The sequence below is a fragment of the Blautia sp. AM42-2 genome, assembly GCF_003480245.1.
Classification (GTDB): Bacteria; Bacillota; Clostridia; order Lachnospirales; family Lachnospiraceae; genus Fusicatenibacter; species Fusicatenibacter saccharivorans.
The window spans coordinates 1-8,555 of the sequence record NZ_QUIM01000025.1 but is presented as its reverse complement, the minus strand read 5'-3'; the positions used below and the strand labels follow the sequence as shown (position 1 = coordinate 8,555).

The window sequence follows — 8,555 nt, the reverse complement described above, 5'->3', positions numbered from 1 at the left end:
TGCCAATGCAATGGTGGAAGAAACAGGAATCCCCCTGCTTTAGCTGTGGGGAGTGTCAATCCATTTCAGTAATTCATATGCTGGTCAACCAGGAAGATCGAAATCGCTTTTTGACATTTATCCGAGATCATTTGGATGAGGATGGCTATGGGTTGATTCTGACTATGGGGGACGGTGAATACGAGGTAACTGGAGATATTACAAGCGCCTTTGACAGCGTGAAACGAACACACCAAGGAACAGGGCAGGAAGTTGCCGTTGCAGCCACAAGCTGTAGAATGGTTAATTTTGCGACATTGGAACAGGAAATCGCTAATAATGGCTTGCATATTCTACAAAAAGGAATTACGAGCATAATACCGGATTTCCCTCAAATAATGTATGCTTTGGTAAAACGATAAAAACTTAGAACGAGTGCAGTGTTAACACTATTCCAAAATTCTTAACAGTTCCGCCGTACCAAGGCTCCGCCCACGGGGGCAGTCCAGACTGACCTCTCTTGCCCTATGGGCAATCCACCTCCCCCACGGGGGGAGGCTAAGAACGGGTGCGGCTGTTATACATATCGGAATAAATCTAACACTCAATGGCAAGATCGTGTTGTAACGTGTATCAAAGGAACAGAAACGAAAGCAGCAGGAATTAGGAATTTTTCTGCAGTTTTTCCGGATGAATATACATATCGCGGAATTCCGTAGGCGTACATTGTTTGACAGAACGGAAGACGCGAAGAAAGGTGGAAAGACTGGAGAAACCAGACTGAAGTGCTGCCTCCGTGACAGGAATATCGGGATCGGATAAGAGCAGCATGGCATGATCAATTCTTTTGCGATTAAGGTATTTGTAATAGGTGGTATTTGTAAACTGCTTAAACAGTCTGGTAAAGTGGTATTTGCTGAAGCCTGCTGTTTTTGCAACGTGATCAAGGGAAAGATCTTCCGTGCAGTGTTCATCAATATAATTGCAGATGGAAAGAAAACGATCCAGATATTCTTTCTGTTTTTGCGGTCCGGCATCAAAACGGCAGGATGCAAAGGCCTGGTATCTGCCGATCAGAGAAAGAATATCAAGCATGCGCGCATAGATAACGGCCTCCGAAAGAAAGGAATCCTTTTCGTATTCCGAAAGAATCTGGCAGATGAGATGATAAATATCGGAATAAATATCAGGAGCAGTCTGTGGTGTAAGGGTGAGAATGGGGGAAATCAGCGAGAGAATGGAATTGAGATCACGGATTTTTGAGACAACAGACCATTCAATCTGCAGAATGATTCGTTTTCCGCTTTCCGGTGCTGCAAGAGAGTGGAGGACTCCTGGACAGATGAAAATAATATCACCTTCCTGAAGAAGAATGTGCTTATCCCCAAGAAAGACTGTGTAAGTTCCTTCCAGAGGCATAATGATTTCCATGGGAGTATGCCAGTGAATGGGATAATCTTCACAGTCTGTATTTACAAAAAGCCGCAGACTGCTGTTTTCTTTATACGTTACGGTTTCATGAATCCCGTCTAAATGTTCAATCATAATATTGCCTCCGCCGGACTGCTGTAAATTTGATATTATCATAATACAGTAAAACGGATATCACAAGAGGAAAAGAAATTTTAAAAAGAAGAGAATCGAAAACAGAATTCCAATCTATAGCACTCCAAAAAAATACTGCATACTCTTGACAACAGGTCTATGATAGAGTTAAGAGGTGATTATTATGTTACATGATGAAACACGAAAACTACTTATTGAAGCTTGGAATTACCATCAGCTATTTCAAAAGGATTTTTAACAATTCGTCCAACGGACTGCATAGGGTGGTTTCATTCGTGTAATTATGTGCAATAATTTATTAGATTGCTATAGTATGACCCTGAAATATCATACGAGGAGAGACTATATGAAGATAATAGGAAAAAATCCAATTACAGGGCTGGACTATCCGGATCCGGATGTCATCCGGGTAGACGATACGTATTACATGGTAAGCACCACAATGCACTTTGTGCCGGGGTGTGAAATCCTGCGGTCTTATGATCTCGTTCACTGGGAACATCTGAGCTATGTGTATGAAAGACTGGACAGCACAGAGGAACAGAGACTTGTCGGGGAGAAAAACTGCTATGGAAAAGGCATGTGGGCTGCATCGCTCCGATACCATAAAGGGATGTATTATATTTGCTTTGTGGCGAATGATACCGGAAAAACATACCTTTATACTGCTGATAATATCGAAGGACCATGGGAAAAACGCATCATAGAAGGCTTTTATCATGACTGCTCACTTTTGTTTGAGGATGATCATGTTTATATTGTTTCCGGCAATAGAAATATTCGTCTGCAGGAATTGAAAAAAGATCTGAGCGGTCCAAAGGAAGGCGGACTGGATCGGATTCTGGTCAGTGACAGTCGGAATCCGGGGCTTGGTTTTGAAGGAAGTCATTTTTATAAAATCGATGGAATGTATTATTTATTCCTGATTCATTCCCTTCCGGACAGGTGGATGCGGACGCAGGCGTGCTATGTATCAGACAGCCTGACGGGAGAATTTAAAGGCGGAGATGTATTGTGTGACACTATGGGATATTGTGGGCAGGGCGTTGCACAGGGAGGAATTGTGGATACGCCGGACCATAAATGGTATGCCGTGCTTTTTCAGGATAGAGGTGCCGTCGGCAGAATCCCGGTTCTTGTGCCAGTAAAATGGGAGAAAAATGTCAGAGTTACCTGTATGCCGGCGCCGGGCGAACAAAAAGAGCAGATCATAAAAGAAAATTATCCGGTATTGGGTGATTCGGGAAGGGCACTCTGTGAAGTGGAAACACAAAGCACAAGACCGGATGCACAATATCATCCGCTTGTGGAGAGTGATGATTTTTCGGAATGGAATCCGGAACAGAAACGGCTGTTTGGAACGTTTGGATGGAAGAGCTGCTGGCAGTTCAACCACGAACCGGAACTTTCCTGGATTGAGAATGATGCAGAAAAAGGATGCCTTAGAATGGTCTGCAGAAAGCAGTGCAAAAATGTCACGCAGGCAGTCAATACGATCACCCAGAGAATGAAGTTTCCGGTGTGCATAACAGAAGTAACCGTTGATGCGGAAGGAATAAAGGACGGAGATTATGCAGGAATGTGTGCATTACAGGGATGTTACGGCATGGCGGCCGTTACAAAGCGTGATGGACAGATGCTTCTGGTTATGAGATCTCTCGAAGAGGAACATGACAGCATAGAAGGAAACCAGGGCAACAGTGAAGAAATCGAATGGGAAGCAGTGGCGGTTGAATCATCGAAAATAAGAATCCGGATGGAAGCGGATTTCCAGAACCAGCACGATAAAGTCCGGTTTTTATACTGGAGCGATGAAAAATGGAAACAGATCGGACCATGGCATCAGCTCTATTTCAAAATGGATCATTTCACAGGATGCAGAGTGGGACTGTTTGCCTATGCAACGAAAGAAACAGGGGGAATCGCAGAATTCGGCAGATTCCGATATTTTTAACAAAAAGTTCCCGCCCCGGCATTTATAAGTGAAATTCCGTTGAATTTCTGGAAACTGCTGGTGATCTTTCTGGAGAGAACCATCATTGCCATTCCGCTGATCGTATTGTTTGCAAATATGATCGGGCTGTAAATACAGGAAAATACAAGATCCCTGATTTGGCACTTTTGTGCTGAATCGGGGATTTTTTGGCGTAAAAACGCAGGTAAAGGATTCGTAGATTGACAAAACAGCCTATTTTCGCCTATTCTGAGACTGTAAAAACGCTCCGCTGGGCAACATGAGGCGGTGCGGGAACAGCAGGAGGAAGGGACACGACGTGGAAGCGAAAGAGTTCGGGCGGTTTATTGCCGGAATGCGAAAAGAGAAAAAGATGACGCAGGCAGAGCTTGCGGAAAAGATTCATGTGACGGATAAAGCCGTCAGCCGGTGGGAGCGGGGACTTGGCTTTCCCGATATCCAGACGATTGAGCCGCTGGCTCAGGCACTTGGGATTTCTGTGCTGGAACTGATGCGCTCCGAACGGCAGGAGAAGGCGAAGGAAGAGGCGGCGCCGGAAATTCAGTATACTCAGAAGGAGGTGGCCGAAATGCTGCAGAACGCAGGTGATATTTCAAGGCAGCAGAAAAAACAGGACCGGAACGCAAACGTGATCGCGGGATTTCTGGTGATCGGTGTGGCAGCGGCAGCGTGGGCGGCAAAGATCGTAAACGTGGGCGGCGGCCTGATTCTAGGTGGTCTGGTGGCAGCAGCGTTTGTATCGCTGTGGTATTTCTTCCAGAACCTCGATGATGAAGAAAGCCGGAAAGTCTATGGGGCAGCATCCATTCTGTCTATCGGCATTCTGGCATCCCTGGTAAATTTCGTCTGGGGCGATCAGCTGGCAGAATTCATTCCCGGCGGTCTGGAACGAAAAGAGCAGATCTTCTGGACCCTGTGGTATCTGTTTGTTCTGGTAATGATGATGATCGGAACCATTCGATGTATCCGCCGACAGAGACAGAAAAAAGAAAAGAAATACAAAACCGTTCTTTTCACGGCAATTATGGCGACGATCATGTTTGTAACACTGTGGCAGTATCAGAACACCATGCAGAACCGGTACAAAAACACAGGAATCTGGAGCGGCGCACAGCAGTACGCCGAGGTGCTGCTGAAAAGAAACAAAAACCTCGAAAACGACTGGCTGATCGGCGATGAGTCCTGGCGCGAAGGAAACAAAAATACTTTCGAAATTCGCCTTACCTATTACGCTGATGCCGATGACGCAAAAGAGGGACGTGAAAGCGAATATCAGTACAAGATTCATTTTGATGATGTTGACGGCTACGTCATCAAATCAGAAGGCGTACCAGAGAAAGAGATTGTTTTCCCGGAAAATAAATAAGAAGTGAGAAACGGGATTCCATTCTTGCGCCTCCCACAGAAAAAGACTATACTCATAGTATCAGCATGTACGCTCGGAATCTTTCTGCACTTGCTTTTGCGACTGACGGAAAAGCATCTCACAAAATCAAGCACAGAAAGATTCTGAAAGCACATGTAGCATAAGAAGGAGGCCGTAAAACATGGGACAGTTTTTAAACAGCAGGGAACCATACGATAAATACAGAACTGTTATACTTGAACTGAAGGTAGATCATACACCGGAAGAAGCGATTGCGCAGATTAAAGAGAAAGAATATGCTTTGCGGTTCAAGGGAAAGATGGCGGAAACGGAACGATATACCGGGCGTATACTGGCGGTTGGAATCAGTTATGATAAAGAAACAAAAGAACATGCCTGTAAAATAGAAGTATTGTGATGATTTGCAAGCTGTGGAAAAAGGATATCGTGTGTGTAAACGGAGGAGAGTAAGTAAAAATAGTAATCTTTACTATTTTTACTTGCTTTTTTCTCCATCATAGGATAATATAAAAATATACGGTTCGGAGCAGGTTCCGGGCAGGAAAAAACAAGATGGAAAGGATATGGATTTTTATGAAGATTACAGAGGATATTATCTACGCGGGAGTCAACGATCATCAGGTAGACCTTTTTGAAGGTCAGTACAGAGTGCCGAACGGCATGGCATACAATTCTTACGTAATTCTCGATGAAAAAACGGCAGTTATGGATACCGTAGATGCAAACTTTGCGGATGAATGGCTGGCAAATGTTGCGAAAGCACTGGCTGGCAGAAAACCGGATTACCTGATCGTACAGCATATGGAGCCGGATCACTCTGCGAATATTGAAAACTTCGTAAAAGCATATCCGGAAGCAACCGTTGTTGCAAACACAAAAACCTTTGCCATGATGAAAAACTTTTTCCCAAAGATGGATCTCGCCGGAAGGAAACTGGAAGTAAAGGACGGTGAGTCCCTTACGCTCGGAAAACACGTTCTGACCTTCGTGTTCGCTCCGATGGTACACTGGCCGGAGGTTATGGTTACATACGACAGCACGGACAAGGTTCTGTTCGCAGCAGACGGTTTTGGAAAATTCGGTGCACTCGACCGCGAGGAACCATGGGATGACGAAGCACGCCGTTATTTTATCGGTATTGTCGGAAAATACGGTTTGCAGGTACAGAAGCTCCTGAAAGTAGCAGGTACGCTGGATATCCGGAAAATCTGTTCCCTGCACGGTCCGGTTTTGACGGAAAATCTTGGCCACTACATTGAAAAATACGATATCTGGTCTTCTTATCGTCCGGAAGAAGAAGGCGTTGTGGTTGCCTATACTTCTGTTTACGGCAATACAAAAAAAGCTGCCGAATTGCTTGCAGATAAGCTGAAAGAAAAAGGCTGTCCGAATGTTGTTATTTACGATCTGGCAAGAGACGATATGTCCGCCGCCGTAGCGGATGCTTTCCGTTACAGTAAGCTGGTTCTTGCAACGCTGACCTACAATGCAGGTATTTACCCGTTCATGCAGGATTTCATCAACCGTCTGACAGAGCGCAGCTTCCAGAACCGCACCATTGGTCTGATCGAAAACGGAAGCTGGGCACCGACCGCAGCGAAAGTGATGAAAGGCATGTTTGAGAAGAGCAAAAATATCACCTGGACAGAGAATAATGTAAAAGTAATGTCCGCTGTGAAGGAAGAGAACGTAAAAGAGATCGAGGCACTGGCCGAAGAACTCTGCAAATAAGAAATTAAGAAGAGAAGAAAGAATATGGGAAAAATGCTCCGCTGGACTTTGCGAAAGGCAAAGACAGCGGAGTCTTTCGTTCTCCTCTTTTGGAAAGAAGATTCTGTGGAGTTCCGGAGGGAGCAGGATCGCCCTGCGGTGGGTCAAAAAAAGCCGGGGTTGAATTTTGCGAAAGCCTGCGGCCGCCTCTTTGTAAGTGAGACTGCATCAGGTTTCTGATCTTTCAATTTTGATGTCATAATATTCTGAAAATAATAAAATATAAAATAAATTAAAAGAAAGTATTGACAAAACAGAGAAGATGAGTTAATATAAGATCAACAAAAGAAAAGAGAACAAAAATAAAAACAAGAAAGAAACATCAAAACGAAAAAGAAACATCAAGACGAAATCTAAGAAAGTAAGAGGTACAGTCCAATGGCATAGTTAATCTGAACATCAAAAAAATCTCTGAAGAGTTTACATATAGAACCTAAAGGAGATGATTCCAATGAAAGGCAGAGGCCCATAGGGAAAAAATAAAAACAAAAAAATCCAGGAGGTACGGTCCAAAAGGAACATAACGAAATACCCCGAAATCAATGAAAGCAGCAGGTGTATAAAATGAAATTACTGGAAATTCATTAAAAGCCCGGTCGAGAGAAAAAAGAATCGATCGGGCTTAAACTATGTCTGCTGAAAAATCTGTTTGACTGCCCTGCGGTCTGCGCGAGCCGTGAAAGCAGAAAAGACGCTGTAGCCCCGAAAGAAACGAGAGCATACAGCGTCCTTTTTATTTTATGAAATTGGATGAGATTCTGCCTATATAATACGATTCTACCATTAAGGGGTGTACTTTTTGGGACAAAATAGATACTATAATTTTGAAAGGGGGAAGTATTTATGGACCTTGTGAAAATCGGAAGCTATATTGCAGAAAAAAGAAAAAAACTTGGTATGACTCAAAAACAGCTTGCTGAGAAACTGGGTAAGAGTGATAAGTCAGTTTCCAAATGGGAACGTGGGATTTGTTTACCAGATGTGTCTGTGTATTTAGAATTATGTGAAATATTAGGCATCAGTCTAAATGAATTTTTGGCAGGTGAAGATATTGAGGTAACTAATGTAGAAAAAAAATCGGAAGATACACTGATACAGATATCAAAAGATAGTAGTCATAAACAGCGTTATTTAAAGAAGATTATTGCTATACTTCTTATTGCTGTGGGAGTATTTGCTATTACTCTTGGAATCATGGTATGTAATAAATTGCGGCAACCACAAAATTATATAGAAGCAGTAGACCCGGATAGTGTAGAAATGAAAACGGCTGAATTGTTGTCCGGAATTGATGGAACCATGATGTTTCGATACAATTCAAAAGATACATTTCAAGCATTATACGTTTACTTGTCAGAATATCATTCTGGAAAACGAGTTTCTCATAAACGAGTTTTGGAACTTTCCTATGAGGACGTGAAATCTGCAAAAAATGGATTGATTGTCATCACTCCGGATTTTGATAATTTTACTGCAAAGCTTATTGCAGCAGATGAATATTCAAAATATATGACAGAAACGCCAATCTTGGAAGGTGTTGCAAACAGAGAATATTATGGAAGATCTGCGACCTCTATAGAGAACAAAAGCACGATAGAGTACGGAACAGAGCAAGGATTGGCAGCACTGATCTATGGCGAACAAGGAGTGAGTTCGTTGCCGATACAGGACATTACAGGAGAATACATAGATACAGATAATGAGTATATGTATTATTATTCGGCTGAGTTTGTAAAATAAGAATAGCAAAAGTGAGAAGAGGATATCACAAATCATTGTTTTGATAATTCGGTGGTATCCTCTTTGTGGATTTCAGAATTGAGACTGTGAGAAAAAGTCTGTAAATAAGATTCTTCTATGATATGCAAGGGTGGTGAG

5 protein-coding genes and 2 pseudogenes are annotated in these 8,555 nt (G+C 43.0%); 6 read left to right on the top strand and 1 reads right to left on the bottom strand.

The annotated features are described in order from the left end of the window. Positions 1 to 401, top strand: a pseudogene (locus tag DW915_RS15830) (class I SAM-dependent methyltransferase); the annotation flags it as partial. Between the two features lie 241 nt (positions 402 to 642). On the opposite strand, the gene DW915_RS15350 reads toward DW915_RS15830, so the two are convergent. Further along, positions 643 to 1,524, bottom strand: coding sequence for a helix-turn-helix transcriptional regulator (locus DW915_RS15350; RefSeq protein WP_118742428.1), 882 nt, complete (start codon positions 1,522 to 1,524; stop codon positions 643 to 645). A 376-nt stretch (positions 1,525 to 1,900) separates the two neighbouring features. Here DW915_RS15350 and DW915_RS15345 point away from each other — a divergent pair, with 376 nt between their 5' ends. From DW915_RS15345 to DW915_RS15320, 5 genes and pseudogenes are all read left to right on the top strand, one after another. After that, the gene (locus tag DW915_RS15345) at positions 1,901 to 3,499 is read left to right on the top strand and encodes a glycoside hydrolase family 43 protein (RefSeq protein WP_117805412.1); all 1,599 of its coding nucleotides are present in this window, start codon (positions 1,901 to 1,903) and stop codon (positions 3,497 to 3,499) included. A 319-nt stretch (positions 3,500 to 3,818) separates the two neighbouring features. Beyond that, entirely contained in the window at positions 3,819 to 4,886 is a 1,068-nt protein-coding gene (locus DW915_RS15340) for a helix-turn-helix domain-containing protein (protein ID WP_055227852.1), read from the top strand. A gap of 229 nt (positions 4,887 to 5,115) precedes the next feature. Continuing rightward, positions 5,116 to 5,304 (top strand): annotated as a pseudogene (locus DW915_RS15335) (AAA family ATPase); the annotation flags it as partial. Positions 5,305 to 5,480: 176 nt separating this feature from the next. Next, positions 5,481 to 6,638 (top strand): FprA family A-type flavoprotein, encoded by a 1,158-nt coding sequence (locus DW915_RS15330; protein WP_055227870.1) that lies wholly within the window; start codon positions 5,481 to 5,483, stop codon positions 6,636 to 6,638. An 882-nt stretch (positions 6,639 to 7,520) separates the two neighbouring features. Next, entirely contained in the window at positions 7,521 to 8,417 is an 897-nt protein-coding gene (locus DW915_RS15320) for a helix-turn-helix domain-containing protein (RefSeq protein ID WP_055221860.1), read from the top strand. Positions 8,418 to 8,555 lie beyond the last annotated feature (138 nt).